26 protein-coding genes are annotated in these 26498 nt (G+C 70.2%); 9 read left to right on the top strand and 17 right to left on the bottom strand.

Annotated features, from left to right (window positions below):
- Window positions 1–146: 146 nt before the first annotated feature.
- The 12 genes from pstB to mshD form a co-directional block, all read right to left on the bottom strand.
- Window positions 147–923 (bottom strand): phosphate ABC transporter ATP-binding protein PstB, encoded by a 777-nt coding sequence (gene pstB / locus ABT004_RS18575; RefSeq protein ID WP_351337848.1) that lies wholly within the window; start codon window positions 921–923, stop codon window positions 147–149.
- Window positions 924–976: 53 nt separating this feature from the next.
- A complete protein-coding gene (gene pstA, locus ABT004_RS18570) occupies window positions 977–2059 on the bottom strand; it encodes a phosphate ABC transporter permease PstA (RefSeq protein WP_351337845.1) in 1083 nt (360 codons plus the stop codon).
- A complete protein-coding gene (gene pstC / locus ABT004_RS18565) occupies window positions 2056–3066 on the bottom strand; it encodes a phosphate ABC transporter permease subunit PstC (RefSeq protein WP_351337842.1) in 1011 nt (336 codons plus the stop codon). The genes pstA and pstC overlap by 4 nt, the downstream gene beginning before the upstream one ends.
- 119 nt (window positions 3067–3185) lie before the next feature.
- Window positions 3186–4313, bottom strand: coding sequence for a phosphate ABC transporter substrate-binding protein PstS (gene pstS / locus ABT004_RS18560; protein WP_351337839.1), 1128 nt, complete (start codon window positions 4311–4313; stop codon window positions 3186–3188).
- A gap of 228 nt (window positions 4314–4541) precedes the next feature.
- Complete coding sequence (locus ABT004_RS18555) at window positions 4542–5003, bottom strand: NUDIX hydrolase (RefSeq protein ID WP_351337836.1); 462 nt, start codon at window positions 5001–5003, stop codon at window positions 4542–4544.
- Window positions 5000–6076: a CHAD domain-containing protein gene (locus ABT004_RS18550; RefSeq protein ID WP_351337834.1), complete on the bottom strand. Its 1077-nt coding sequence runs from the start codon at window positions 6074–6076 to the stop codon at window positions 5000–5002. Before ABT004_RS18550 ends, ABT004_RS18555 begins: the two co-directional genes overlap by 4 nt.
- Window positions 6057–8474, bottom strand: coding sequence for an RNA degradosome polyphosphate kinase (locus ABT004_RS18545; protein ID WP_351337832.1), 2418 nt, complete (start codon window positions 8472–8474; stop codon window positions 6057–6059). The genes ABT004_RS18550 and ABT004_RS18545 overlap by 20 nt, the downstream gene beginning before the upstream one ends.
- Before the next feature lie 212 nt (window positions 8475–8686).
- Window positions 8687–9625: an ABC-2 membrane transporter-related protein gene (locus ABT004_RS18540; RefSeq protein ID WP_351337829.1), complete on the bottom strand. Its 939-nt coding sequence runs from the start codon at window positions 9623–9625 to the stop codon at window positions 8687–8689.
- Window positions 9622–10638 (bottom strand): ABC-2 membrane transporter-related protein, encoded by a 1017-nt coding sequence (locus tag ABT004_RS18535; RefSeq protein ID WP_351337827.1) that lies wholly within the window; start codon window positions 10636–10638, stop codon window positions 9622–9624. Before ABT004_RS18535 ends, ABT004_RS18540 begins: the two co-directional genes overlap by 4 nt.
- Window positions 10635–11531 (bottom strand): ABC transporter ATP-binding protein, encoded by an 897-nt coding sequence (locus ABT004_RS18530; RefSeq protein ID WP_351337824.1) that lies wholly within the window; start codon window positions 11529–11531, stop codon window positions 10635–10637. Before ABT004_RS18530 ends, ABT004_RS18535 begins: the two co-directional genes overlap by 4 nt.
- Window positions 11528–11950 (bottom strand): GntR family transcriptional regulator, encoded by a 423-nt coding sequence (locus tag ABT004_RS18525; RefSeq protein WP_351337822.1) that lies wholly within the window; start codon window positions 11948–11950, stop codon window positions 11528–11530. The genes ABT004_RS18530 and ABT004_RS18525 overlap by 4 nt, the downstream gene beginning before the upstream one ends.
- A gap of 107 nt (window positions 11951–12057) precedes the next feature.
- Window positions 12058–12984, bottom strand: a complete 927-nt coding sequence (gene mshD / locus ABT004_RS18520; protein ID WP_351337820.1) for a mycothiol synthase — start codon at window positions 12982–12984, stop codon at window positions 12058–12060.
- Between the two features lie 217 nt (window positions 12985–13201).
- Between mshD and ABT004_RS18515 the strand changes: the two genes are divergently transcribed.
- Both ABT004_RS18515 and ABT004_RS18510 read left to right on the top strand, forming a co-directional pair.
- A complete protein-coding gene (locus ABT004_RS18515) occupies window positions 13202–15022 on the top strand; it encodes a bifunctional metallophosphatase/5'-nucleotidase (protein ID WP_351337818.1) in 1821 nt (606 codons plus the stop codon).
- 106 nt (window positions 15023–15128) lie between these two features.
- Window positions 15129–16328, top strand: a complete 1200-nt coding sequence (locus ABT004_RS18510) for an LmeA family phospholipid-binding protein (protein WP_351337817.1) — start codon at window positions 15129–15131, stop codon at window positions 16326–16328.
- Window positions 16329–16357: 29 nt separating this feature from the next.
- On the opposite strand, the gene ABT004_RS18505 is transcribed toward ABT004_RS18510, so the two are convergent.
- From ABT004_RS18505 to ABT004_RS18485, 5 genes are all read right to left on the bottom strand, one after another.
- Complete coding sequence (locus ABT004_RS18505; protein WP_351337815.1) at window positions 16358–17779, bottom strand: HAMP domain-containing sensor histidine kinase; 1422 nt, start codon at window positions 17777–17779, stop codon at window positions 16358–16360.
- Window positions 17776–18504 carry a response regulator transcription factor gene (locus ABT004_RS18500; protein ID WP_351337812.1) on the bottom strand — a complete coding sequence of 243 codons (729 nt, stop codon included), beginning with the start codon at window positions 18502–18504 and terminating at the stop codon, window positions 17776–17778. The genes ABT004_RS18505 and ABT004_RS18500 overlap by 4 nt, the downstream gene beginning before the upstream one ends.
- Before the next feature lie 159 nt (window positions 18505–18663).
- A complete protein-coding gene (locus tag ABT004_RS18495; protein ID WP_351337810.1) occupies window positions 18664–19680 on the bottom strand; it encodes a S1C family serine protease in 1017 nt (338 codons plus the stop codon).
- A gap of 122 nt (window positions 19681–19802) precedes the next feature.
- Entirely contained in the window at window positions 19803–20825 is a 1023-nt protein-coding gene (locus tag ABT004_RS18490) for a LacI family DNA-binding transcriptional regulator (protein WP_351337808.1), read from the bottom strand.
- Between the two features lie 53 nt (window positions 20826–20878).
- Window positions 20879–21706, bottom strand: a complete 828-nt coding sequence (locus ABT004_RS18485) for a response regulator transcription factor (protein ID WP_351337805.1) — start codon at window positions 21704–21706, stop codon at window positions 20879–20881.
- Window positions 21707–21956: 250 nt separating this feature from the next.
- On the opposite strand from ABT004_RS18485, the gene ABT004_RS18480 reads away from it, so the two are divergent.
- The 7 genes from ABT004_RS18480 to ABT004_RS18450 all read left to right on the top strand — a co-directional run bounded on the left by ABT004_RS18480 (window position 21957) and on the right by ABT004_RS18450 (window position 26386).
- Complete coding sequence (locus ABT004_RS18480) at window positions 21957–22784, top strand: alpha/beta hydrolase (RefSeq protein WP_351337802.1); 828 nt, start codon at window positions 21957–21959, stop codon at window positions 22782–22784.
- 57 nt (window positions 22785–22841) lie between these two features.
- The gene (locus tag ABT004_RS18475; RefSeq protein ID WP_351337800.1) at window positions 22842–23096 is read left to right on the top strand and encodes a MoaD/ThiS family protein; all 255 of its coding nucleotides are present in this window, start codon (window positions 22842–22844) and stop codon (window positions 23094–23096) included.
- Window positions 23032–23997, top strand: coding sequence for a hypothetical protein (locus ABT004_RS18470; RefSeq protein WP_351337798.1), 966 nt, complete (start codon window positions 23032–23034; stop codon window positions 23995–23997). The genes ABT004_RS18475 and ABT004_RS18470 overlap by 65 nt, the downstream gene beginning before the upstream one ends.
- 75 nt (window positions 23998–24072) lie before the next feature.
- Window positions 24073–24810: an LmeA family phospholipid-binding protein gene (locus ABT004_RS18465; protein ID WP_351337795.1), complete on the top strand. Its 738-nt coding sequence runs from the start codon at window positions 24073–24075 to the stop codon at window positions 24808–24810.
- Between the two features lie 212 nt (window positions 24811–25022).
- A complete protein-coding gene (locus ABT004_RS18460; RefSeq protein ID WP_351337858.1) occupies window positions 25023–25103 on the top strand; it encodes a putative leader peptide in 81 nt (26 codons plus the stop codon).
- 117 nt (window positions 25104–25220) lie between these two features.
- Window positions 25221–26066, top strand: a complete 846-nt coding sequence (locus ABT004_RS18455) for a sulfurtransferase (protein WP_351337792.1) — start codon at window positions 25221–25223, stop codon at window positions 26064–26066.
- Between the two features lie 32 nt (window positions 26067–26098).
- Complete coding sequence (locus ABT004_RS18450; protein WP_351337789.1) at window positions 26099–26386, top strand: DUF1416 domain-containing protein; 288 nt, start codon at window positions 26099–26101, stop codon at window positions 26384–26386.
- Window positions 26387–26498 lie beyond the last annotated feature (112 nt).

The following is a 26498-nucleotide window of genomic DNA, read 5'->3' as shown; positions in this document are numbered from 1 at the left end:
TAAACCGCCGGGGGGGCTGTATTGCCGTGATCAAACGCCGCTGGGGTTTTATTTGCGAAACCCCCCGCCCCCTCTCGGGGGGCGGGCCTTTTCTGGGCCCCGGGGTGGCACCGCCATGCAGCACCGCGGGGGGTCGGGGAGGTGGGTCAGCCGAAGCGGCCGGAGATGTAGTCCTCCGTGGCCTGGACGGACGGGTTGGAGAAGATGCGTTCCGTCTCGTCGATCTCGACGAGCTTGCCGGGCTGGCCGACCGCCGAGAGGTTGAAGAACGCGGTGCGGTCCGAGACGCGGGCCGCCTGCTGCATGTTGTGCGTCACGATGACGATCGTGAAGCGCTCCTTCAACTCCCCGATCAGGTCCTCGATCGCGAGGGTGGAGATCGGGTCGAGCGCCGAGCAGGGCTCGTCCATGAGGAGGACCTGGGGCTCGACCGCGATGGCGCGGGCGATGCAGAGGCGCTGCTGCTGGCCGCCGGAGAGGCCCGAGCCGGGCTTGTTCAGGCGGTCCTTGACCTCGTTCCAGAGGTTGGCGCCCTTCAGGGACTTCTCGACGACGTCGGCGAGCTCCGACTTCTTGTAGCTGCCATTGAGCCGCAGGCCCGCCGCCACGTTGTCGAAGATCGACATGGTGGGGAAGGGGTTGGGGCGCTGGAAGACCATGCCGACGGTGCGGCGCACGGCGACCGGGTCGATGTGGGAGCCGTACAGGTCCTCGTCGTCCAGGAGCACCTTGCCCTCGACGCGGCCGCCGGGGGTGACCTCGTGCATCCGGTTGAGGGTGCGCAGGAACGTCGACTTGCCGCAGCCGGACGGGCCGATGAAGGCCGTCACCGAGCGGGGCTCGACGGTCATCGAGATGTCTTCGATCGCCTTGTGGGCGCTGTAGTAGGCGGTGAGTCCGCTTACGTCGATTCGCTTGGCCATGGGTTCAGTTCACTTCCGATTGCTTGCGTCGCTACGTCGCTGAGGTGGCCGCGTCAGCGACCGGCGCTCGGGGCCTTCCAGCGGGCTACGCCGCGGGCCGCGAGGTTGAGGATCATGATGAAGGCGATGAGCACCAGGGCCGCCGCCCAGGCGCGGTCGTACGCCGCCTGGCTGCCGCCGCTGCTCGCGTACTGCTGGTAGATGTACAGCGGCAGCGAGGCCTGCGGGCCTTCGAACGGGTTGCCGTTGATCAGCGGGTTGCCGAAGACCAGCAGCAGCACCGGGGCGGTCTCGCCGGCGATGCGGGCGACGGCCAGCATGACGCCGGTCGTGATGCCGCCGATCGACGTCGGCAGGACGACCTTGAGGATCGTGCGCCACTTCGGGACGCCGAGGGCCAGGGAGGCCTCGCGCAGCTCGTTCGGGACGAGCTTGAGCATCTCCTCGGTGGAGCGGACCACGACCGGGATCATCAGGATGGCCAGCGCCATCGAGCCGGCGAAGCCGGAGAAGCCGAAGCCGAGGATCAGGATCCAGAAGGACAGGATGAACAGGCCGGCCACGATGGAGGGGATGCCCGTCATGACGTCCACGAAGAACGTGACCGCCTTCGCCAGCTTCCCGCGGCCGTACTCGACCAGGTAGATCGCCGTGAGCAGACCGATCGGCACCGAGATCACGGTGGCGATGCCGACCTGTTCCAGCGTGCCGAGGATGGCGTGGTAGATGCCGCCGCCCTCCTGGTACGAGGTGACGAAGCCCATCGAGTGGCTCAGGAAGTACGGGTCGAGGACCTTGATGCCGCGCGCGATCGTCTCGTAGACGAGGGACGCGAGGGGGACCACGGCGAGGATGAAGGCGACCCAGACGACGCTGGTCGCGAGGCGGTCCTTGGCCTGGCGGCGGCCCTCGACCTTGGCGGCGAGGGCGTACGAGACGAGGACGAACAGGAGGGCCGCGATCAGGCCCCACTGGATGCGGCTGGAGAGCCCGGCACCGAGGCCGATGGCGCAGCCCGCGGCGATCGAGCCGACGGCGATGGCCCAGGGGGCCCAGCGGGGCAGGCGCGCGGCGCTCAGTGTGCTCGGCGTGCGCGGCGTGTCCGGCGTCCGGGTCGGAACGGCTGCGTTGCTCATGCGTTGGCCCCCGAGTACTCCTTGCGGCGGGCGATGATCAGGCGGGCCGCGCCGTTGACCAACAGGGTGATGACGAAGAGGACAAGGCCGGAGGCGATGAGGGCGTCGCGGCCCTGGTCGTTGGCCTCGGAGAACTTCGCGGCGATGTTCTGCGCGAAGGTGCCGCCGCCCGGGTCGAGCAGGCTGGTGTGGATCAGGAAGTCGGGGGAGAGGACCGTGGCGACGGCCATCGTCTCGCCGAGCGCGCGGCCGAGGCCGAGCATCGAGGCGGAGATGACGCCGGAGCGGCCGAAGGGGATCACCGACATCCGGATGACCTCCCAGCGGGTCGCGCCGAGCGCGAGCGCCGCCTCCTGGTGCATCTGGGGCGCCTGCCGGAAGACCTCGCGGGAGACGTTGGTGATGATCGGCAGGATCATGATCGCGAGCAGGATGCCGACGGTGAGCAGGGTGCGCGGGGCGCCGCCCTGGTACTCGAAGATGCCGGTCCAGCCGAAGTAGTCGTCGAGCCAGTGGAAGACGCCGGTCATGTGCGGCACGAGGAACAGTGCGCCCCACAGGCCGTACACGATGGACGGCACGGCGGCCAGCAGGTCGATGACGTAGGCGATGATCCCGCTCAGCTTCTTCGGCGCGTAGTGCGTCAGGAAGAGCGCGATGCCGACGGCGACGGGCACCGCGATCACCATGGCGATGATCGAGGTGACGATCGTGCCGAAGACGAGGACGGCGATGCCGAAGACGGGCGGGCTCGCGGTCGCGTTCCACTCGAAGGTCGTGAGGAAGTTGCCCTCGTTCTTCGAGAGGACCAGCGAGGCGCGGTAGGTCAGGAAGACCGCGATCGCGGCCATGATCACCAGGAGCAGGATGCCCGAGCCGCGCGAGAGGCCGAGGAAGACCCGGTCTCCGGGGCGGGTGGCGCCGCGGGCGGCGCGCTTCTGCTCGGCGGGTGAGGGGCGATCGGTGGGCGCCGGTGGCGGCGCCGGGGCTTGCGTGGTTATGTCCATGAGGGTTCTCCGGTCTGCGAAGTCCCGTCCCGGTTAAGGGGGTTGAGGGCTACGGGGCTTCTGGCGGCGGTGCACCGGACGGTGCGGGCCGCCTCCGGGAGGCGGCCCGCACTCTTGGGTCAGCTGATGCTCGCGACGGTCTCGCGGACCTTCTTGTTGATCTCGGTGGGAATCGGGGCGTAGCCCAGGTCGGCGAGGGCCGCCTGGCCGTCCTCGGACGAGGTGTAGTTCAGGAAGGACTTGGTGGCGGGCAGGGTCTCCGCCTTGTTGCCCTTGTCGCAGACGATCTCGTACGTGACCAGGGTGATCGGGTACGCGCCCGCCGCCTTGGTCGCGTAGTTCAGCTCCAGGGCGAGGTCCTTGCCGGTGCCCACGACCTTGGCGTCGGCGATCGCCTTCGAGGCGTTCTCCGTGGTGGCCTTGACGGGCTGGTCGGCGCCGGTGTCGATGTCGACGGTCTTGACGCCGTCCTTGGCGTAGGACAGCTCGACGTACGTGATGGCGCCGTCGGTCTGCTTCACCTGCTGGGCGAGGCCGGAGGAGCCCTGCGCGGACTGGCCGCCCTTGGCCTGCCAGGCCTTGCCGCCCTCGTACTTCCAGTCGCCCGGGGCGGCGGACTTGAGGTACTTGGTGAAGTTGTCCGTGGTGCCGGACTCGTCGGAGCGGTGGAACGCCTGGATCTTGGTGGACGGCAGCTTGGCGTCCGGGTTCAACTTCTTGATCGCCGGGTCGTTCCACTTGGTGATCTTCGAGTCGAAGATCTGGGCGAGGGTCTTGGCATCCAGCGTCAGGTTGTCGACGCCCGCGACGTTGAACGCGACGGCGATCGGGCCGCCGACCATCGGCAGGTCGATGCCCTGGCCGCCCTTGCAGACCTTCTTCGAGGCGGCGACCTCTTCGGGCTTGAGCGCCGAGTCGGATCCGGCGAAGGCGACCTGGCCCTGGTTGAAGGCGGTGACGCCGGCGCCCGAACCGTCGGGCTTGTAGTTGAGCTGCACGTCGGAGCAGGCCTGGGAGTAGGCCTGGCGCCAGGCGTCTATGGCGTTGGCCTGGGCGGACGAACCGATGCCGAGGAGCTGGCCCTTGGCGTCGTCGCACTTGATGTTGCCCGCCTTGGCCGAGGCGCTGGTGCCGCCCGAGCCGCCGCTGGTGTCGTCGGAGCCGCACGCCGTGAGGGCCAGGGCGCCGGAGACGGCGAGAGCGCCGAAGGAGAGGGCGCGGAGCCGGTTCTTGCGCTGAAGCTTCACTTTCGGATGTTCCTTCCAGGAGCCGCCGGGCTTCTCTGTCTCTGTGGCGGCGTGCGATCTGCGGTTGGTTTCCAGTCGAGCGGCGGACCGTTCCCGGGGGCCGGGGACGCACCGCGTAAGGCTGAAATTAGGCAGATCAGGTGAAGCGGCCGATGGGCATGAGTGAACGCAGGGTGAACCTAAGCGGGCGGGGTGGTTAGGTCACGGTGCGGCTACGGAACGTGATCTTCAGGTGGTGTGGAGGGCGTCCAGCAGGGCGTCGACGAGGGCGCGGTCCCTGGGCTGGGTGAGGCGGGCGCGCGCCTCGGGGGGTGTGAGCCAGCTGATGCGGTCGACTTCGCGGTTCGGCGTGAACGTGCCGGAGGTCGCTTCCGCGGCCCAGTAACTCGCCTGCTTGGGACGGCCGTTCGCGAGGTAGCGGATCGTGGGGAGCGTGGCGCCGGGGGCGCAGTCGTGGCCGGTTTCCTCGCGTACCTCGCGCAGGGCCCCGGTGAGAGCGTCCTCGCCGCGCTTGAGCTTCCCTTTGGGGTGCGACCAGTCGTCGTACTTGGGTCGGTGGACCAGGCAGATCTCAATTCCCCGGCCATCGTGAGGAGTTGACGTCGGAGTTGGTGCCCGGCGCCACAGGACGCAGCCTGCCGCGAGGATCGTGCGGGGGCCGTCGTGGCGGTCGTCCTGATGCACGGTCATGGGGTGCCCACCGTCTGTCGTTGCCATGCCTGTCCGAACGCGAGCCTGGCGGCCGCGACCTCGTGGCGCTGGTCGGCGTGGAGTACGCCGAGGGCGTACGCGGTCGTGGGCGCGATGCGGGGGGTGCGGGCCCCGTGGGCCGCGGCGGCGGCGGCCTCGGCGGCGTCCCTGTGGGTGTTCAGGGCGTCGGCCGCTTCGAGGAGTCGTACGTCCCTGGGGGCGTCCGGGAGCACTTCGCGGGCGTAGCGGTGCAGGCGGAGCAGGAGGCGTACGTGGTGCCAGGAGGCGTCGGCGTCCGCGTTGTACGGGTGGCTGGTGTGGTGGAGGGCGGTGGTGGCCTCGGTGAGGCGGGATTCGGCCTCCGCGGCGAGCTTCTCCAGCTCGGTGCGGGTGGCGGTGGTGGCCAGGGGGACGTCGCTGGCCAGTACGGCCACGTTGTCCGCGACCGCGTGGAAGCGGGCGGAGCCGAGGGACTGGAGGGCGGTGCTGTGGGCCCGGGTGCGGGCGAGGGTGAGCTGGCGGTCGAGCAGGGCGGATGCCTTGGCGGCGCCGAGGGTGAGGGTGTCCCGGGGCTCGGGCGTGGGCGCCGGGGCGGGGGCCGTCGTATCGGTGCGCGGCGCCGGGGGACGCCTTGCTTCCCCCGCCCCGCCCCTTCCCGAAAGTCCTGCCGGACGGGCCTGCTCAATCGCCGCAGGGGCTATAAACAGCCCCGCCGGCGATGGGGCGGAGCCCCGTGACGTCAAGGTGTGGAGGGCCGAGGTCAGCCGGTCCAGGCGGGACGCGTACGCGTGCTCGCGGGCCAACGTGCCCGACAACCACGCCAGTTCGGGCCGCAACGCATCCGACCACTCCGTGTCGAGGAGGGGCCGGAACGTGTGCAAGGTTCCACTGATCCGCCGCGCCGCACGGCGCAACGCGCGCGCCGCCTCCGCCGTCTCCCCCGTCGCCCCACTCTCGCGATGCTGCCGCAACGACCGCAGGAACTCGGTGGCCCGGGAGCGGAGATAACACCCCAGGGCATCGACATCGTTCCCGTTCAGCGGCTCGCTGGACTCAAGGTGTCGCTGTGCCACGCCGGCGCCTCCGGGCGTCTATGAGCATCTCCTGTACGTTGCGCAGGGGTTGGCCGTCCGCGTCCAGCGCGTGCCGGGTCCAGTTGCCGTCCGCGCCCAGGTGCCAGGAGGCGGTGGCGTCGGACATCCCCGTTTCGAGCAGTCGGCCGAGCGCCGCGCGATGGGCCGGGTCCTCCACGCGGACCAGGGCCTCGATACGGCGGTCGAGGTTGCGGTGCATCATGTCGGCGCTGCCGATCCAGACCTCCGGTTCGCCGCCGTTGCCGAAGGCGAAGACGCGGGAGTGCTCCAGGAAGCGGCCGAGGACCGAGCGGACCCGGACGTTCTCCGACAGACCCGCGACACCGGGGCGGACGGCGCAGATGCCGCGTACCCAGATGTCGACGGGGACACCCGCCTGCGAGGCCCGGTAGAGCGCGTCGATGACGGCCTCGTCGACCATCGAGTTGACCTTGATGCGGACGTGCGCGGGGCGGCCCGCACGGTGGTGCTGGACCTCCTTCTCGATCCGCGTGATCAGGCCCGTACGAAGGGACTTGGGGGCGACGAGGAGGCGGCGGTAGGTCTCGCGGCGCGAGTATCCCGACAGCCGGTTGAAGAGGTCGGAGAGGTCGGCGCCGACCTCTTGATTGGCCGTCAGCAGACCCAGGTCCTCATACAGACGAGCGGTCTTGGGGTGGTAGTTGCCCGTGCCGACGTGCGAGTACCGGACGAGCTGGTCGCCCTCCTGGCGTACGACGAGCGACAGCTTGCAGTGCGTCTTCAGGCCGACGAGACCGTAGACGACATGGCAGCCCGACTCCTCCAGCTTGCGGGCCCACTTGATGTTGGCCTGCTCGTCGAAGCGCGCCTTGATCTCGACCAGGACGAGCACCTGCTTGCCGGCCTCGGCGGCCTCTATCAGCGCGTCCACGATCGGTGAGTCGCCCGAGGTCCGGTACAGCGTCTGCTTGATGGCGAGCACGTCCGGGTCCGCCGCGGCCTGCTCCAGGAAGGCCTGTACGGAGGTGGAGAACGAGTCGTACGGGTGGTGCAGCAGCACGTCGTGGCCGCGCAGCGCGGCGAAGATGTCGGGGGCCGAGGAGGACTCCACCTCGGCGAGGTCGCGGTGGGTGCCGGCGACGAATTTGGGGTACTTCAGCTCGGGGCGGTCGATGCCCGCGATGGAGAAGAGTCCCGTGAGGTCCAGGGGGCCCGGCAGCGGGTACACCTCGGCCTCGCTGATCTTCAGCTCCTTCACGAGGAGGCTGAGTATGTCCGAGTCGATGGTCTCCTCGACCTCGAGGCGCACCGGCGGCCCGAAGCGGCGCCGCATCAGCTCCTTCTCCAGGGCCTGGAGCAGGTTCTCGGCGTCGTCCTCCTCCACCTCCAGGTCCTCGTTCCGGGTCAGCCGGAACATGTGGTGCTCCTCGACCTTCATGCCGGGGAACAGCTCGCCGAGGTGCCTGGGAGCGGCGATGACGTCCTCGATGGGGACGTAGCGCTGCGGCGAGGCCTCGAGGAAGCGGGAGAGCAGCGGCGGAACCTTCACCCGGGCGAAGTGACGATGGCCCGACACGGGGTTCGAGACGACGACGGCGAGGTTGAGGGAGAGCCCCGAGATGTACGGGAAGGGGTGCGCGGGATCGACGGCCAGCGGCGTGAGCACCGGGAAGATCTGCTGCATGAACAGCGTGTAGAGCCGGGCCTGCTCCTTGTCCGTGAGCTCGTTCCAGCGCACGACGTGGATGCCCTCGTCGGCGAGGGACGGGGCGATCTCGTCCTGGTAGCAGGCGGCGTGCCGGGCCATGAGTTCGCGGGAGCGGTTCCAGATCAGGTCCAGGACCTCGCGGGGCTGCAGGCCCGAGGCCGAGCGGGTGGCGACGCCGGTCGCGATGCGGCGCTTCAGGCCCGCCACCCGGACCATGAAGAACTCGTCCAGGTTCGAGGCGAAGATCGCCAGGAAGTTCGCCCGTTCCAGGAGGGGGGTGCTCGGGTCCTCGGCGAGCTCCAGGACCCGCTCGTTGAACGCGAGCCAGCTGCGCTCGCGGTCCAGGAAGCGGCCCTGCGGGAGCTCCGCGCCCTCTTGGCCCGCGTAGCTCTCCTCGTAGTCGTCCGGGTCCGCGTCGATATCGGCGACGATGCCGGCGAGCTTCGCTGCGGCCAGGTCGTACTCGCCGCCGGCCACGGGGTGCGGCCGGTGCGCGGCGAGCGACCCCACGGACGGCTGGGGCTGCGCGGCCGAGGGGGCCGGAGCAGCGTCGGTCGTCTGGTCCTGTGCGGCGTTCGGCTGGCTCATGGCCCCATTCTTCCGCGTGGACGGCGTCCGGGGCGCGTCGACGGCGTCGGAGTACGCGGGCGCGAGCGCGAGGGTGCCGCGGTGGGCGGGGCCGTCGGGCTCGGGGGCGGGGGGCTGCATTCCGTGAGCGTCGCAAGCCCGTCTGAATCGACGGTTACGGCGACATGACGTACGGGCTATGGGCGTGCGGCCCGCGGGGGGTTTGTCTCCCCGCCCCGCCCCTTCCCGAAAGTCCTGCCGGACGGGCCTGCTCAATCTCCCCCAGCTAACGCTGGGAGGTGCCCCCTGCAGGGGCTATCAATAGCCCCGCCGGCGTTTGAGGCGCGGCACTCTTACCGTGCTCGGCGGCGGAGGAGCCAGAAGGCCGTGGCTGTGGCTGCCCCCGTGAGGGCGAGGATCAGGCCCGTCTCGACGAGCTGGAGGGGCCAGAAGTGGGACGGCGGGTGGCCCTCACGGTAGTAGCCCGTGATGTCGTGCGAGGCCAGGCAGGCGCGGTCGTCGACACACAGGGGGTCGGCGACGCGCGCGCCGGAGCCGGTCAGCGCGCCCTCGGTGGTCACGGAACCTGCGAAGGAGGGGTAGCCCCCGCGCAGGTCGCCGGTCACCGTGACCGTGGGCCACAGCCGGTCGCGGACCGCGCCGAGCACGCCCATCACGACGGCCATGGCGATCAGGGAGAAGGGGGCCGCGGACAGGGTCCGGCGCATAAGGAGTGCCACGACCGCGCCGATGGCCAGGCCGAGCAGCGGCAGGGTCACGGCCGTCGTGCCGAGGGCGCTGTTCGCCGCCGAATCGTGCCAGCGGTTGTCCGAGAGGCCGGGGGCCGCCGAGGCGACGAGCCGGCGCAGGAGGACCAGGACGGTCGTGCCGAGGACCAGGAACATCGCGGGCACGGCCAGCTTCGTGGCGAGCCAGCGGGCCGGGGACACGGACTGCGTCCACGCCAACTCGGCCGTCCCCGTGCCCAGTTCGCGCCCGATGAGCACGCTGCCCGCGAACACCGAGGCCGCCACCGGCAGCAGCGTGATCAGCGTGTCCGCGAGGGTGAGGACGTAGTGGTACGTGTCCCCGCTGGCGCCCTTCGCCGTGCAGCCGTTCGCCACCGCCGGGTCGCAGTGTCCCGTGATGTCGAGCGCGGCCGTACCGGGGCCCCACAGCCACAGCAGCGCGGCGCCCGTCACGACGACGAAGGCGATCCACAGCCAGGCGGCGACGCGGTGCACTCGCAGGACCGTCCGGGGCAGGCCCAGGGAAATCGTGGCGGCGCTCATGCGGTGGTCTCCTTCGTGAGCGGGGTTGCCGACGGCTCCGGCTGGAACCGGCGCAGCACCAGGAAAGCGGCCACGACGGCCAGGGCGGTGAGCCCGAGCAGGATGCCGGTCTCGGCGAGCTGGCGCGGCCAGAAGTCGGGGGAGGGGAGGTAGTGGCGGGTGAAGCCGGTGATGTCGTGCTGGTCCAGGCAGTGCTGCGTATTGCAGCCGGGGTCGCGGATCTCCGCGCCCGTCGACGTGACCGCCTTGCTGTGCACGGGGATCTCCGGCTGCAGGTATTTGCCCTGGAGCGGCCAGGAGTTGGAGCGGAACGCGCCCACCAGGTACGTCACGACCCCGGCGAGGGCGGCTGCCGGCAGCGTCCGGCGCAGCACCAGCGCGGCCAACACCCCGATGGCCAGGCCGAACAGGGCGTTCGCCACCGTCGCGGGACCCACGGAGAAGTCGAAGTCGCGCGGGCCGATGCCGGCGACGAGCAGATGGTTCCGGCCGTCCCACACCAGGCGGTAGAGGATCACGACGAGCGTGGTGCCGACGGTGATGAGCGCGGCGGGCACGTACAGCTTCGCGGCCAGCCAGCGGGCCGGGGAGACGGACTGGGTCCACGCCAACTGGGCGGTGCCCTGCTCCAGTTCGCGGGCGATCAGCGGGCCCGCGGCGAAGACGGCGATGACACACGCGCCGATCCGGGCCATGGTCAGCGGATCGTAGAAGAGGGTGTCGAAGGAGTGGTCGAAGAACCGCAGGAACGGGGAGAACGAGCCCTGCCACGCGTTGTTTTGCGCTCCGCTGTAGCCCATCTTGTCGAAGGCGGACTGGGCCCCCGACGAGCCGGGGCCCCACAGCCACAGGAGCAGGCCGAGGCTGACCGCCACGTAGCCGGTCCACACCCACATCGCCGGGCGGTGCAGCCGCAGGACCGTCCACACCAGGCCGTCGGGTCCGGGCTTCGTGCGGCGCACGCCGGAGGGCTTGGCGGACTTGGCGGGCTTGTCGAGGGACGGGGCACTCATGCCGGCACCGCCGTCCGGCGCGGGCCCGCCGTGGTGCCCGGCGTGATCAGGGGTGGGGCGTCGGGCGAGCGGAGGTGGGCCAGGAGCAGCTCCTCCAGGGAGGGCTCCTGGACCTGCCAGCCCTCGCCGATCGGCCCGTCCCTGCGGATCAGGGCGGTGACGCCGCGGCCCGAGGCGCGTGACTCGACCACCGTGTGCGGGGCGAGGTCGCCGCGGCCCGTGACCAGGCTGTGCGCGCCGATCAGATCGTCGATGCCGCCGCCGAGCCGGATCCGGCCGCCGCCGAGCAGCAGCAGGTGGTCGCAGGCGTCGGCCAGTTCGGTCACGATGTGCGAGGACATCAGGACCGTCGTGCCGTGCTCGGCCGCGTCCGCCATCAGCGTGCCCATCAACTCGTGCCGCGCCAGCGGGTCGAGGTCGGCCATCGGCTCGTCGAGCAGCATCAGCTCGGGGCGCTTGCCGAGGGCCAGGGCGAGCGCGACGCGGGTGCGCTGGCCGCCGGAGAGCGAGCGGATCTTCGCCTTCGGGTCGAGCTGGCCCTGCTCGACGATCTTCGACGCGTACGCGGCATCCCAGCGCTCCGGGTTGAGGTCGGCGCCCGTCCGCAGGGTGTCCGCGACCGACAGCTGGGGGTACAGGGGCTTGCCCTGGGAGAGGTAGGACACCTTCGCGCGGTGCGCGCCAGGGGCGGCGCCGAGCACGGAGATGCTCCCCGAGGTGGGGCGCGACAGGCCGGCCGCGATGGTCAGCAGCGTCGACTTGCCCGCTCCGTTGGGCCCGACGAGCGCGCTGATCCGGCCCGCGGGCAGCCGGAACGAGCAGTCGTCCAGGGCCGCCGCAGCGCGCCGTCCGTAGCGCTTGACGAGGCCGTTCGCCTCGATGGCCGTGCTCATGAAGTCCCCTTGGATGTGGTGCCGAAGTGCGCCTCCAGGACGCTGCCGAACAGGGCCTCGACGTCCTCCCGGTCGAGGCCCGCCTCCTTCGCCCTGGCCGTCCAGTCCCCGAGCTCCGCCCTCAGCGGGGAGTCGGCGGAGCCGGAGCCGAGCGTCGCGCGGACGAACGTGCCGAGCCCGCGCCGGGCCTCGACGAGTCCGGAGCGCTCCAGCTCTCGGTATGCCTTCAGCACGGTGTTCGGATTGATCGCCGTCGCCTCCACTACCTCGCGGGCCGTAGGCAGCTTGTCGCCGGGTTCGAGCAGTCCGAGCCGCAGTGCGTGCTCGGTCTGGTGAACGATCTGGAGGTAGGTGGAAACGCCTGTGTGGCGGTCGATGCGGAACTCTATGACCGGTTCCGGTGCGGACCCTTGTGCCACGGCGTACCCCCTTTCACTAATCAAGTAGTGAAAGGGTGATGCAAGAGAGGGGGCGGCGTCAAGCGACGCCGCCCCCTCAACGTGGGTCGTACCGGTAAAACCCCAGGTCAGGACTCGGTTCGGTACATCAAATCCGTTTCGTACGTGGTGAAACCGAGCCGCTCGTACACGCTCACCGCCGCCTTGTTGTCGGCGTCGACGTAGAGCATCGCGGTCGGAAGTCCGGCCGCCGCCAGGTGCCGCAGGCCCGTCGCCGTCAGCGCCTTGCCGAGGCCGCCGCCCTGGCCCGCGGGCGCCACCCCGACGACGTACACCTCGCCGAGTCGCTCCTGCGCGTGCACCTTCGTCCAGTGGAAGCCGACCAGCTCGTCACCGCGGAACGCGAGGAAGAAGCCCGCCGGGTCGAACCAGGATTCGGCCTTGCGGTCGTCCAGGTCGCGCTGGGTGAGCGTGCCCTGCTCGGGGTGGTGGGCGAACGCCGCCTTGTTCACCGCGAGCCATGCCGTGTCGTCCTGGCCGGGCACGAACGTACGGATCCGGACGCCCTCGGGCAGGGCCGGCTCCGCGAGGTCCAGGTTCTCCAACGGCCGCCGCATCTGCCGCAGTTCGCGGAACAGGGTCAGCCCGAGAACCTGCGCGAGGTGGCGTGCCGCGCTGTGTCCGCCGTGTGCCCACACCCGCAGCCGCTTGCCGGAGGCGGCGAGCAGTGCGCTGCCGAGGGCCCGTCCGTGACCGTGGCCCCGGTGTGCCGGGTGCACGACCAGTTCGGCGGCAGGGGCCTCTACGGGGTCGGTGTCCTCCAGCTGCGCGTAGCCGACCAGGTCGTCGCCGACGCTGAGCAGCAGGTGCCGGATGCCTTCCCGCTCGCCTCCCCGCAGTTGCAGCCGGCCCTGCTCGGAGACGGCTTGCTGGCCGTCCGTGTGGGCGGCTTCGCCGAGCAGGGCGAGAACGGTGGTGGATTGCTCGGCAGTCAGGGTGGGCAGGGTGTCGATCCGGCGGCCGGGATCGTTGGTGGGGGCGGGGTCCGTGGTCATGGATACGAGGGTACGACTGGGCTCCGCCCGGGACGGGTGCCTGGTGCGGCACCGGTCCTACGCCGCGGGGCTCCGCCCCGGACCCTGCGCCTCAAACGCCGGCGGGGCTGGATGTGCTCAATCGCCGCACGGGCTGGATTTTGCTTACGTACTACGCGCGTTGACTCTAGGCTGCCCCCACATTCACGGTCGTCGCACCGCACCCCGAGGGGGCCCCATGCACGTACGGAACAAGAGACCTGTCGCGCTTGTCGTCACCGTCACCGTCGTCGCCGTTGGCGCGCTGGTGGCCGCGTTGCCTGCCGGGGCCAGTGCCGAGAAGGTGGGGCAGGGGCGCTACCAGGACGTACAGCTGCTGTCCTTCAATGACCTGCACGGGAACCTGGAGCCGCCGGCCGGGTCCTCCGGGCAGGTCACCGAGGACCAGGCCGACGGCACCACGAAGAAGATCGATGCGGGTGGCGTCGAGTACCTGGCGAGTTCGCTGCGCAAGGCCCGGCAGGGACATCCGTACAGCGTCACGGCCGCCGCGGGTGACCTGATCGGTGCCAGTCCGCTGCTGTCCGGGCTGTTCCACGACGAGCCGACCGTCGAGGCCATGAACAAGCTGGACCTGGACGTGACCTCGGTCGGGAATCATGAATTCGATGAGGGCTCGGGGGAGTTGAAGCGGCTGCAAGAGGGCGGTTGCCATCCGAAGGACGGGTGTTATGAGGATGGGCGCGCCTTCGAAGGTGCCGACTATCCCTACCTGGCCGCGAACGTCACCGACGAGAAGACCGGCAAGCCGATCCTCGCCCCCTACTGGGTGTGGAAGCACAAGGGTGTGAAGGTCGGGTTCATCGGCGTCACGCTCGAGGGGACGCCGGACATCGTGTCGGCGGAGGGCGTCAAGGGGCTGAAGTTCCACGACGAGATCGAGACCGTCGACAAGTACGCGAAGATCCTCGACAAGCAGGGCGTGAAGTCGATCGTCGCGCTGGTCCACGAGGGCGGCGCCCCGGCCTCGGCCTCGTACAACTACGACTGTGACGCGCCGAGCGGCGGCAGTGGTGTGTCCGGGCCGATCGTCGACATCGCCAAGGGGATCACATCGAAGGTGGATGCCCTGGTGACCGGGCATACGCACAACGCGTACGCGTGCACGATCCCGGACCCGGCAGGCAAGCCGCGGATGGTCACGTCCGCGTCCTCGTACGGGAAGCTCTACACGGACACGACGCTGACGTATGACCGTGCCACCAAGGACGTCGTCCGTACGTCGGTGAAGTCGCCCACCTCCAAGAACCCCGCCTCAAAGAACCCCATCTCCGCCAATCACGTCGTCACGCGGACGCAGCCGAAGGCCGCCGACATGACGGCGCTGATCGGGCAGTGGAACAAGCTGGCAGCGCCGGTCGCGAACCAGCCCGTCGGCTACATCTCCGCCGATGTCCCCGGCCGGGGCGCGGCGACGCCCGAGGCCCCGCTCGGCGATCTCATCGCGGACGCGCAGCTCGAACACGCCAAGTCCCTTGACCCGGAGGCCGATCTGGCGCTGATGAACCCGGGCGGGGTCCGCTCCGACCTGGTGTTCAAGGCGAGCGGCGGCGAGGGCGACGGCGTGGTGACGTACGGGGAGGGCTTCGCCGTGCAGCCGTTCAGCAACACCGTGAATCTGGCCGACCTGACCGGCGAGCAGCTCGTCACCGCGCTCCAGCAGCAGGTCAGCGGAGCGAACACGGCCTCGCCGAAGATCCTTCAGCCCTCGGCGGGACTCACGTACACGCTCGACATGACCAAGGCGGGGGCCGACCGGGTCGTCGTCGATTCGATCAGGTTGAACGGCGCCGCCATCGATCCCGCCGCCACCTACCGCGTCGCGATGAACTCCTTCCTCGCGGGCGGCGGCGACGGCTTCGCGGCGCTCGGGGCGGGGAAGAACCCGCTGGTGGGAAGCGATGGCCTCAAGGCGCTCAACGACTATCTGACGGCCAACTCCTCGGCCTCGAACCCGATCGCGCCGCCGAAGGCGGACCGGATCACGATCGTCAAATAGCTGAAACAGAGCTTGCATTGGGGTGGCCTACGGTTGAACAGTGGGCCACCCTTCGCATGTGAAGGATGTTTGTGCAATTGGTGGGGTTGTGTGATGGAATCACCCGATGCGTACCCCCCACCGCATAGCCGACGACCCCCTGGCCGACGACAGCACGACGTTCGACGGCCACACGACGTTCGATGACGACACGACGTTCGACGATTGGTTTGATGGCGGTGCGGAGGATTTGGTTCCGCCCAGCCACAGGCGAGCCGGACGACGCAGGCGCCGAAGCCGCCTCGCCGGGCTCTCCTTCGCACTGAAGGGCCTGATCGCGGTCCTTGTCCTGTGCGGCTTCCTCGGCCTCGCCGACCGCTGGGCGGTGCTCTACGCCGAGAACAAGGCGGCACAACAGATCAAGAAACAAATGAAGTTGACGGCCGCCCCCGAGGTGGAGATCGCCGGCTTCCCGTTTCTCACCCAGCTCGCCGACCGCCGCATCGGCGAACTGAAGGTGACCGTCCCCGACGTCGCCGCCGACCGCGTCACCCTCGCCAAGGTCTCCGCGACCGCGCACAACGTACGCATCAAGGGCTCGGGCCTCACCGAGATCAGCGGCGCCCAGGCCGACGCGATGCACGGCGAGGTGCTGCTCAGCTTCGCCGACATGAACAGGGAGCTGGGCGCGTCCCAGGTCACGTTCAGCGGGCACGGGAAGAACAAGGTGCTGGCGCGCGGCACCCTGCCCGTCGCCGGGCACGACGTGAAGGTGCGGGCGGACGCGAACATCCAGCGGCTCGGCGCGTCCGGGATCTCCACCGACATCGACAACATGAGCCTGGCCGTCGGGGACCTCGCCACCTACCGCCCCGGCACCCGCGCCTCCGAGGGCCTGCACCTCACGCGCGCCTCCGTGGCCAAGCTCACCAAGCAGGTCGACAAGGCGCGGCAGCTGCTCGCCGTCCCCGCGGTCGTCAAGCGTCTCGGGGTGCCGGACAGCGCGGTGCAGCAGGCGCTGCACAGCGACGCGAAGCTGCGCGAGCTGACCGGGACGCCGCGCTTCGTCAAGCAGTTGATGGGCACGAACCTGATCGACATCGCGCTCGCCCACCCCGAGTTCCTCAAGCGGATCGGGCTCGACCCGGCGCTGCTCGACGGCCTCACCCGGCTCACCAAGCCCGAGCTCGCCGACCGCCTCTCCCTCGCCTTCCGGCTGCCGAAGCTGCCCGGCGACGACGGCTATGTGCGGCTCCAGGACGTGACCGTGGAGAAGGAGGGGATCCGGGTGAACCTGTCGGGCGGCGGGCTCTCGATCGGCAAGTGACCGACAGGGCCTGATCCGGACGACAGGCCCTACGGGATCTCCGGCGGCGCTGTCGGCGCGCCCGGGAGGATCAGCGTGGCGATCGTGCCGCCGCCGTCCGCCGTCGAGAGCGCGACCTGGCCGCCGCTGGCCTCGACGGTGCGGGCCACGATCGACAGGCCGAGGCCCGAACCCGGCAGGGCGCGCGCGGTCGGCGAGCGCCAGAACCGGTCGAAGACGTACGGCAGTTCATCGTCCGGGATACCGGGCCCGTGGTCCCGCACCGTGAGCGTGCCGCGCATCAGCCGGACCTCGACGCGGCCCTTCTCCGGGCTGAACTTCACGGCGTTGTCCAGCAGGTTCACGACCGCCCGCTCGAGCGCCGCCGGCTCGGACCGTACGTACCAGGGGGCCAGCTCCGCGTCGAAGGTCAGCTCGGGGCCGCGCAGCCGGGCGCGCTCGATGGCGCTGCGCACGGTGTCGTGCAGCGAGACCACCTTCAGCGGCCCTTCCGCCCCGGTCAGTCCCGTACGCGACAGTTCCTGAAGGTCGCCGATGAGCGCGGCCAACTCCGTCATCTGGGCCTTCACCGACGCCATCAGCGCCTTGCGGTCCTCCGGGGGGATGGAGCGGCCGGTCTCCTCGATCCGCGTGAGCAGTTCGATGTTGGTACGCATCGAGGTCAGCGGCGTCCGCAGCTCATGACCCGCGTCCGCGATGAGCTGTTGTTGGAGCTCGCGGGAGGAGGCGAGCGAGGCGGTCATCGAGTTGAACGACTCCGAAAGGCGCGCGATCTCGTCGTCGCCCTCGACCGGGATGCGGACCGTGAGGTCCTCGGTCCTCGCCACGTGTTCGACGGTCTCGGTAAGCTGGTCGACGGGGCGCAGTGCGGCGCGGGCGATCCACAGACCGGCGGCCGTGGAGCCGAGGACGCCGATGCCGCCCACGGCGAGGAGCAGCCAGGCCAGGGTGGTCAGCGGCGTCGTGATCTCGTCGAGGGGCGTGGCGACGGAGGCGGCGACGCCGGGGAGCCGGGTGTCGTCCTGCTTGATCGGGACGGTGAGGACCCGCATCGCCTGGCCCTTGGCGTCGTCCGTGGTGTGCACCGAGTGGTCCGAGGTGCCCGCCGCGACGGCGGTGTCCGCGGGCTGGACGGGAATCCTGGGATCGCCCTGCGAGGTGCACGCGGTGCCGTTGGACTCGATGATCTGGATCGTCGGGCCCGGGAAGTTGTGCTGGGCCGAGGAGTCGCCGGACTGGCAGCCCGCGAGGACGTACTCCATCTGTTCGCGCTTGACCGAGTGCGCCTGCTGCACCAGATCGTTGTCCAGCTGCGCGTACAGCTGCTTCGCCGTGACGAACCAGCAGGTCACCGCGACGGCGGCGACGGCGGCGGCCACCGCGACCGCCACCAGGAGCGCGATCCGCGACCTCAGCGGCAGCGTCCGCAGCCGCCGGACGAGCTTGCTCACTCGGACGTCCCGTCGGACCGCAGCACGTAACCCACACCCCGCACGGTGTGCACGAGGCGCGGTTCGCCGCCCGCTTCGGTCTTGCGTCGCAGGTACATCACGTAGACGTCCAGGGAGTTGGAGGACGGCTCGAAGTCGAAGCCCCAGACCGCCTTGAGGATCTGCTCGCGCGTGAGGACCTGGCGGGGGTGCGCGAGGAACATCTCCAGGAGCGTGTACTCGGTGCGGGTCAGCTCGACCGCGCGCCCGCCACGTGTGACCTCCCGGGTCGTCAGGTCCATCCGCAGGTCGGCGAAGGAGAGGGCGTCGTTGTCGTCGGCTTCGTCGCCGGTGGCGCCGTAGGAGCTGCGCCGCAGCAGGGCCCGCACCCGGGCGAACAGTTCGTCGAGCTCGAACGGCTTGACCAGGTAGTCGTCCGCGCCCGCGTCGAGTCCTGTGACACGGTCGCCGACCGTGTCGCGGGCGGTGAGCATGAGGATCGGGGTGGTGGAGCCGGTGGCGCGCATCCGGCGGGCGGCGGTCAGGCCGTCCATGCGGGGCATCTGTACGTCGAGGACGACCAGGTCGGGGCGGTACGAGGCGACCTTCTCCAGGGCGTCGGCGCCGTCGACCGCGACCTCGGTGCCGTAGCCCTCGAAGGCGAGGGAGCGCTGGAGTGCCTCCAGTACCGCGGGCTCGTCGTCGACGATGAGGATGCGCTGCGGTTCGCCTTCGGCGGGGCTCATGCGGTGTGCTTCCTGTCGGTCGGTACGGGTGGGTGGTCGGCGCCTCTCAGCCTCGCACGGCCACCCGGTGTGTGCGTGGAGCTACCCGGCCCCTCCGGTCGCGGGGCTCCGCCCCGGACCCCGCTGGCTCTCGTCCGAACGGCGGGGCTTGAGATGGGCTCAGCTGTCGGAGCCGCCCGCGCGCAGTGTGTCGAGGTCGGCCTTGACCGTGTTGATCGGGATCGCGAAGCCGAGGCCTACGCTGCCGTTGCTGGAGGCCTCCCCGGAACCGGAGGAGTCCGAAGCGGACGAGTACATCGCCGAGTTGATGCCGATGATGTTGCCGTTCATGTCGATGAGGGCGCCGCCGGAGTTGCCGGGGTTGAGGGACGCGTCGGTCTGGATCGCCTTGTACGTCGTCTTGGACGAGCCGGTGTTGCCGTTGAACTCCTGGCCGCCGAACTCGAACGGCCACTCGCCGCTGCCGCCCTGCTGTTGCTGCTGCTGCTCCTCGTCGGTGGAGACGGTGACATCGCGCTGGAGCGCGGAGACGATGCCGCTGGTCACGGTGCCGGTCAGGCCCTCGGGTGAGCCGATCGCGACGACGTCGTCGCCGACCTTGACGCCCCCGGAGTCGCCGAGCGTCGCCGCCTTCAGGCCGGAGGCGCTCTTCAGCTTGATGAGCGCGAGGTCCTTCTTCGCGTCGGTGCCGACGACGTCAGCCGTGTACGTCTTGCCGTCGCTCGTCGAGACCTTGACGGAGGTGGCGCCGGACACGACGTGGTTGTTGGTGACGATCTCGCCGTCGCTCGTGACGATCACGCCGGAACCGGTCGAGGACCCGGAGGAGAGCGTCGAGTTGACCTCGACGATCGACGGGCTGACCGCCTCCGCGACGCCGGACACGGTGCCCTTCTTGCTGCTGGGCACGACCGTGGTGCTGGTGGAGGACGAGGCCGTGGCGCTGCCGGCGCCGGTGAACTCCTGGATGGCGTACGCGGTGCCGCCGCCGACCGCCGCCGCCGCGATCGCCACCGCCGTGATCAGCCCGGCAGGACCGCGCAGCCGCTTCTTCTTCGGGGTGCCGTGCTGCGGGTGCTCGTGGGTCTGTTCGGAGAGTTCCACGCCCGGCAGGTACGGGGGCTGCGGGGGATAGGGCTGGGGGTCGTCGCCGCTTCGGCGGTAGGTCTCGGTCATGGCACCAAGCCTGTGGCGCGTACATGAGAGCTGCCTGAGTGGTCCCTGAGAGTCCCAACAGAACCCTGTTTGCCCGAAATAAAGGTCGACCTCGACCCATAATCCGGCGACCCGCGGAGCGGCTACGCGCAGCCGCAGGACTGCCGGACGACCAGCCGCGAGGGGAACTGCTTCAGCCGCTCGCGCCGCGACCCGGCCACCCGCAGCGAGTCGTCCAGGACGAGGTCCACGGCGGCCCGCGCCATCGCGGGACGATCCGACGCGACGGTGGTCAGGGTCGGATCGGTGAGCCCCGCCTCCTTCACGTCGTCGAACCCGGCCACCGCGAGACCGCCCGGCACGTCGATGCGCAGCTCGCGCGCGGCCCGCAGCACACCGATGGCCTGGTCGTCCGTCGAGCAGAACACCGCGGGCGGCCGGTCCGGCCCGGACAGCAGGCCGAGCGCCATCTTGTAGGCGTCGTAACGGTTGTACGGCGCCTCGAAGAGCCGTCCCTCGATGGAGCGCCCCGCCTCCTTCATGGCGCGGCGCCAGCCCTCGACGTGGTCGGAGACCGGGTCGCCGACGGAGGGGGTGTCGGCGGTGCCGCCCACACAGGCGACGTAGTCGTGGCCGTGCTCCAGGAGGTGGCGGGTGGCGAGCTGGGCGCCGCCCACGTCGTCGGTCACGACCGCGACGTCGTCGATCGCCTCGGGTCGCTCGTGCAGCAGGACGACGCGGGCGTCCCAGGCCTCGATCTCGTTCGCCGCAAGGTCGTTGAAACCGTGCGAGACGAGGATCAGCCCGGAGACCCGCATGCCGAGGAAGGCGCGCACATAGTGGACCTCACGGTCCGGCACGTAGTCGGAGTTGCCGACCAGGACCATTTTCCCGCGCTCCGACGCCGCCTGTTCGACGGCGTGCGTCAGCTCCGCGAAGAACGGCTGGCGCGCGTCCGGCACGATCATGCCTATGAGGTCGGTCCGCCGCGAGGCCATGGCCTGGGCGACCCGGTCGGGCCGGTACCCCAGCTCCTTGATCGCGGCGAGCACCCGCTCGCGCGTGGCCGGGGCGACCGGCCGGGGTCCGTTGTTGATCACGTAGGACACGACGGCGGTCGAGGTACCCGCCAGCCGCGCCACATCGTCCCGAGTCACCTTGGCCACGCGCGGAGTCTACGCGGATGGACCACCCTCTGGGCAGGGCAAGACCCGCACCGCTAACGGCGCATGGAGGCCGGGCGGCCCACCCCGTCCACGGGGGACGGGATCTTGTCCGGGTTGGCTGCGTTATCCGCCTTGTTCGCGGCGGCGGCCTCTTCCTCGGCCTTCTTCTCGGCCCGCGCCTCGGCGTTCTTCTCCGCCTTCTTCTCCGGCTTCTCCGGGGTGACGAAGCGGTAGCCCACGTTGCGCACGGTGCCGATGAGCGACTCGTGCTCGGGCCCGAGCTTGGCGCGCAGCCTTCGCACGTGCACGTCCACGGTCCGGGTGCCGCCGAAGTAGTCGTAGCCCCAGACCTCCTGGAGCAGCTGGGCGCGCGTGAACACGCGGCCGGGGTGCTGCGCCAGGTACTTGATGAGCTCGAACTCCTTGAAGGTCAGGTCGAGGACCCGTCCCTTGAGCTTCGCGCTGTACGTCGCCTCGTCCACCGAAAGATCGCCGTTGCGGATCTCCATGGGGGAGTCGTCGGTGACGATCTGCTGCCGGCCCATGGCGAGCCGGAGGCGTGCCTCGACCTCCGCGGGTCCCGCGGTGTCCAGGAGTACATCGTCGATGCCCCAGTCGGCGGTGACGGCGGCGAGGCCGCCCTCCGTCACGACGAGCACCAGCGGACAGCCGGGCCCCGTGGAGCGGAGCAGCTGACAGAGGCTGCGGACCTGAGGGAGGTCCCGGCGCCCGTCGATGAGGATGACATCGGCACCGGGGGTGTCGACGAGTGCGGGGCCCTCCGCCGGGGCCACTCGCACGTTGTGCAGGAGCAGGCCGAGAGCGGGGAGCACCTCCGTCGACGGCTGGAGGGCATTGGTGAGGAGCAGAAGAGAGCTCATCGGTCCCCACCTGCCCTGGTGGTCGTCATACGTTCGTGCACGGTTCGCTCGCCCATAACGTCTGGTTCCTCCTCGGTCCCATCGAGGACGTTTGCGGCACTGCTTCGTACAAAGGCCAAAACCCCGCGCCCGCGGGTCCTGACCTGCGATTTTTCCTGTGTCTCCGGGGGGCCGTATACAACGCCCCTGAATGCACAAAAGGACCCGGGGGCTGCATTGCCCGAGTCCTCTTCCCAGCAGAATAGCCCACATGACTTGGGGTCCGGCAGGTGACGAGCGTGGATCTTCTGTGTGGCCGATCACGGAACGGGGACGGCGCGTGCTGCTCCGGACACGCGACGGAGTCGCCATCGACGCCGCCTACGAGCCCGGTCCCGGCGGTCCCGAGGACCCGGCGATCGTGCTCGCGCACGGCTTCACCGGCGACCTGGAGCGGCCCCGCCTGCGCCGCGCTGCGGCGGTGCTCGCACAGCGTGCGGCCGTGGTCACGTTCTCGTTCCGGGGCCACGGGCGCTCCGGCGGACGGTCCACGGTCGGCGACAAGGAGGTGCTCGACCTCGCGGCGGCGGTCGAGTGGGCGCGCTCGCTCGGCCACGCGCGCGTGGTGACGGTCGGCTTCTCCATGGGCGGATCCGTGGTGCTGCGGCAGGCCGCGCTGCACAGGGGGCGCACGGAAGCGCGTGTTGACGGGGTCGTCGCGGTGAGCGCCCCCGCCCGGTGGTTCTACCGCGGCACGCCTTCGATGCGGCGGGTGAACTGGGCGGTGACCCGGCCCGTCGGACGCCTGGTCAGCCGCTTCGGGCTGCGCACCCGGATCCACCCGTACGGCTGGGACCCGGTCCCGCTCTCCCCGGTGGAGTCGGTCCCGCTGCTCGCGCCGACCCCGCTGCTCGTGGTGCACGGCGACCGCGACCCGTACTTTCCGGTCGACCACCCCCGGATGCTGATCGGTGCGGCGGCCGACGGAGACGCTGAGTTGTGGCTCGAACCGGGGATGGGCCACGCCGAGAACGCGGCGAGCGACGAGCTGATCGAGCGGATCGGGGCGTGGATCGCGGCGACGCTTGCCGCACAATAGAACGCCGCACCAGCCGCACCAGCCGCACTAGAGAGCGGGTACCGAGAGGAGTCGGGAATGGCGCAGGGCACGATCCGCTTCTGGGCCGCGGCCAAGGCCGCCGCCGGCGTCGCCGAGGAGCCGTACGAGGCCGAGACCCTGGCCGTGGCGCTGGAAGCGGTGCGTACGGGGCACCCGGGCGATCTCGTCCGCGTGCTCCAGCGTTCCTCGTTCCTGGTCGACGGGGACCCGGTCGGGACCCGTGACCATGAGACGGTACGGCTTGCCGAGGGCGGCACGGTCGAGGTGCTCCCGCCGTTCGCAGGAGGATGACACCCCGATGAGCAACAACCAGCAGTATCCGTACCAGTACGACGCGTATGGGCAGGTGCAGCCGGCCCCGGCGGCGGTGCCGCAGCAGCAGTGGTCGTACGAGGCCGGGCCCTCGTCGGCGCCGGAGGGGCTTGAAAGGCCTGCTCAAACGCCGCAGGGGCTTGGTAGGCGGGCGCGTCGTTCTCCCATCATCGAGCCGGGGTTGCAGCCCGCCGCGCTCACCGCCGTGCTCGCCCTGCTGCTCGCGGGGGGCGCCGCCATCGGGTCGTACGCGCTGCTCGTTCCGCTGGTGCTGCTGCAGGCGGTCACGGCCGCGGGCTGGTTCCGGCTCAACGGGATGTGGCCCGCGCGCCAGGGCATCGCGCTCGCCTTCATGGGCGGCGTCGTCGCCGATGTCGCGCTGCTCGTGGCGGGCCGGGACAACGGTCCCGCCGCGATCCTCGGCACACTCGGCGTCTGGGTGCTGCTCACCCTGGTCCTCCAGCTCCGCTCGCACGCCGAACCGGACGAGCGGATGTACGGCCTGATGGCCACGGTGGCCTCCGCGGCGCTCGCGATCATCGCGGCCGGACATCTGGCGGCCGGGCCCGAAGCGGTGACGGTCGGCGGGGTGGCCGTGGCGGTCGCGATCCTGGCCCGTGCGCTGCCGCTGCCGACGGTCGTGTCCGTGATCGTGTCGCTGCTCGCGGCGACCGGTGCGGGGGTCGCGGCCGGCCGTATCACCGACTTCGGCACGGGGGGCGCGCTCCTCGGCCTCGGCGCGGGCGCCTGCGCCGTCATCGGCCACCGCGTCGCGTCCTACGACTTCCCGTCCCGCTTCGTCCACATGACGGCAGGCGTGGCCCTCCCCTTGGCCGCGGCCGCCCCGGCGGTCTGGCTGCTGGGCCGCGCGCTCGGCTAGCCACATCAAGCCCCGGCGGCCCACATCAATCGCCGCAGGGGCTTGATCTGCCGACGTTCGCGTACCCTCCGGCCCATGCGCGCACTGCGAATACTGCTGATATTTGTCGTCGTCATCGGCGCCCTCTTCGTCGCGGCGGACCGCATCGCGGTCCACTTCGCCGAAAGCAAGGCCGCCGACAAGATCCGCACGAGCGAGGGGCTCGGCCAGACCCCCGACGTGTCGATCAACGGCTTCCCGTTCCTGACCCAGGTCGCGGACGGCACCCTCGACGACGTCGAACTCGGCATCCAGGACTTCGAGGCGAAGAGCGGCAAGAGCGACGACGCCGGCATCCGCATCGCCGACCTCAAGGCGGAGATGCACGGCGTGAAGTTCGACAGCAGCTACAGCTCCGCCACCGCCGCCTCGGCCACCGGCACCGCCCGTATCGACTACGCCGAGCTCCTCAAGGCCATCAAGAAGCAGGGCCCCGCGCAGGTCGCCCCCGGCGTGAGCGCGTGGATCGACGACCTCGCGTACGCCGGTGACCACAAGGTCAAGCTGACGATCGCGGTCAAGACCCCGCTCGGCACGGTGCGGCCCACGGTGCGCAGCACGGTCGACGTCAGCGGCGGCAAGGTCTCCGCGCACGCCGACAGCCTGCCGGACCTCCCCGCGTTCGACCTGGCGAAGGACCGGATCCGGGGCGTCACCGACTTCCAGCAGGCGCTCGACGACCTGCCGGCCGGCATCGAGCTCGACCGGGTGCGGGCCGTCGGTCAGGGCATCGAGATCACGGTGAAGGGTTCGGACCTCGACCTGGTCGGGTAGGCCGGGGGAGGCGTCGAAACAGGCCACGAACACTGTTGGTCCGAACTGCGAGACAACGGCGTCCGCAGAGTAGATGTCGAGAGGCACCCGACGGTGCGGCGGCGGGACGAGAGTCACCCCGGATCGCGATCGTTCCCACATTCCGGACGATCTCGTCTCACCATTCGACATGCCGGTGACACGGCCGCCGGTACGTCCTTACGATCGGACCCATGAGGCGACAGGCGGATCTCACGAAGCGGCGGGCAGTAGACCTGTGCCGCGTCGCCGCCATGCTCTGTCGCACCGCCTAGCGGGACGGATCAACTCCCGCTCTCCCCGGACCCCTTGAGGCTCCTGCCTCGGGGTCCCCGTGCAGCTACGCACACCCCCCTTTCGCATACCCCCGCAACTGCCCCGGAGGAATCAGCATGAGCCGCAGCGACGTCCTGGTAGACGCCGACTGGGTCGAGGGAAACCTCGACAACGACAACGTGGCGATCGTGGAGGTCGACGAGGACACGTCCGCGTACGACAAGAACCACATCAAGAACGCCATCCGCATCGACTGGACCAAGGACCTCCAGGACCCGGTCCGCCGTGACTTCATCGACCAGGCCGGCTTCGAGGAGCTGCTGTCGAAGAAGGGCATCGGCAACGACACGACCGTCGTCCTCTACGGCGGCAACAACAACTGGTTCGCGTCCTACGCGTTCTGGTACTTCAAGCTCTACGGCCACCAGGACGTGAAGCTCCTCGACGGCGGCCGCAAGAAGTGGGAGCTCGACTCCCGCGACCTGGTCGACGGCTCGCAGGTCCCGAACCGTCCGGCCACGCAGTACAAGGCCAAGCCGCAGGACACGTCGATCCGCGCCTTCCGCGACGACGTCGTCGACGCGATCGGCACCAAGAACCTCGTCGACGTGCGTTCGCCCGACGAGTTCTCCGGCAAGCTGCTCGCCCCGGCCCACCTCCCGCAGGAGCAGTCGCAGCGTCCGGGCCACGTCCCGTCCGCGCGCAACATCCCGTGGTCGAAGAACGCCAACGACGACGGCACCTTCAAGTCCGACGAAGAGCTCAAGGCCCTCTACGAGGACGAGCAGGTCGACCTGGCCAAGGACACCGTCGCGTACTGCCGCATCGGTGAGCGCTCCGCGCTCACCTGGTTCGTCCTGCACGAGCTGCTCGGCCAGGAGAACGTCAAGAACTACGACGGCTCCTGGACCGAGTACGGCTCCCTCGTCGGCGTGCCGATCGAGCTCGGCGCCAACAAGTAACCCAGCGACCTTTCACTTCCTAGGAGAGCAACATGTGCGGAGCGAAGGCCGGCGGCCCCGACGCCTCGACGATCAAGCCCGGTGAGACCACGATCCAGGGCCAGGTGACCCGCGGCGGCGAGCCGGTGACGGGCTACGTCCGGCTCCTGGACTCGACCGGCGAGTTCACCGCCGAGGTCCCCACCTCGGCCACGGGCCAGTTCCGCTTCTACGCGGCCGAGGGCACGTGGACCCTGCGCGCCCTGGTCCCCGGCGGCCAGGCCGACCGTACGGTCGTCGCCCAGACCGGCGGCCTCGCGGAGGTCGCGATCGCCGTCTGAGCGGTCACACACGACGGCTGAAGGGCCGCACCCCGCCTGGGTTGGACGCCACTGGCACGGGTGCGGCCCTTCGGCATGCCCGGCCCGGAGCCGGGCGGCCCGCACGGGCTTA

Origin of the sequence: Streptomyces sp. NPDC002790, assembly GCF_040295505.1 — a bacterium.
GTDB lineage: Bacteria > Actinomycetota > Actinomycetes > Streptomycetales > Streptomycetaceae > Streptomyces.
The sequence above is the reverse complement of the archived record's forward strand: the minus strand, read 5'-3'. Positions and strand labels throughout refer to the sequence as shown.